The following is a 729-nucleotide window of genomic DNA, read 5'->3' on the forward strand; positions in this document are numbered from 1 at the left end:
GTTGGCAACAACACACAGCAAGACGTAAAACTTTAGACGATAATGAATGAAACTTTAAGGTTAGAATCTCTAGAATATATAAACGGAATAAAGACTAAAAGCTTTATAGGAATTATTATATTTCTATTCGTCATAAGTTTATTAGCATTGGTATTTCCTACTCATCCGAATAATGGACTTGGGGGTATTTTAATTATTACTACTGTAATTGTTTGCCTGATTGGATTTTATTATAGGTACTATTTCGAAAAAACCCGTAAAATTGGGGAAATAATTATAGACTATAATTGTTTGATATTTTTTGAATTAAAGCGCGATATTGAAGAAATAGAATTTATTGGTATCTATCATCAAAGTTATCGAGGTCGAATTCGTTTTAGAAGACATGAATTCCCTTTGCCAGAATTCGGATTGAATAATAAAATCAAAGTTATAACCAAGACAAAAGAGACTTTTGAAGCAAGTTTTATAGTTAGAAAAAAGAAGAATAGAAAATTACTTGATAAGTACATAAAACATTGGATAGATAAAGGACTTAGTGTTCATTATTGTATTGATAACAATGAAATAACAAGGAATTAAAAGTGCTGTTGCCAACACGCCGCTATAGCGCATAGCAGGGGTCAGCAGGGTTTTGGTCGTGCAGATTCCCGCATCGATAGTCTCGTCCTCTCGGACGGACAATCTCAACGCAGAATCTGCTACAGCGCCATGCGGCCAACCGTTGGC

At 34.0% G+C, this 729-nt stretch carries 1 protein-coding gene; it reads left to right on the plus strand.

The window, feature by feature from the left end:
* The first annotated feature begins 42 nt into the window (after window positions 1-42).
* Complete coding sequence (locus KEM09_RS21835; RefSeq protein WP_212232087.1) at window positions 43-582, plus strand: hypothetical protein; 540 nt, start codon at window positions 43-45, stop codon at window positions 580-582.
* Window positions 583-729 lie beyond the last annotated feature (147 nt).

Origin of the sequence: Carboxylicivirga mesophila (assembly GCF_018271975.1) — a bacterium.
Classification (GTDB): Bacteria; Bacteroidota; Bacteroidia; order Bacteroidales; family Marinilabiliaceae; genus Carboxylicivirga; species Carboxylicivirga mesophila.

What these genes read in the sequence shown, in the direction of transcription:
- KEM09_RS21835 (WP_212232087.1), top strand. Translation starts at nt 43, where the DNA reads ATGAATGAAACTTTAAGGTTAGAATCTCTAGAATATATAAACGGAATA.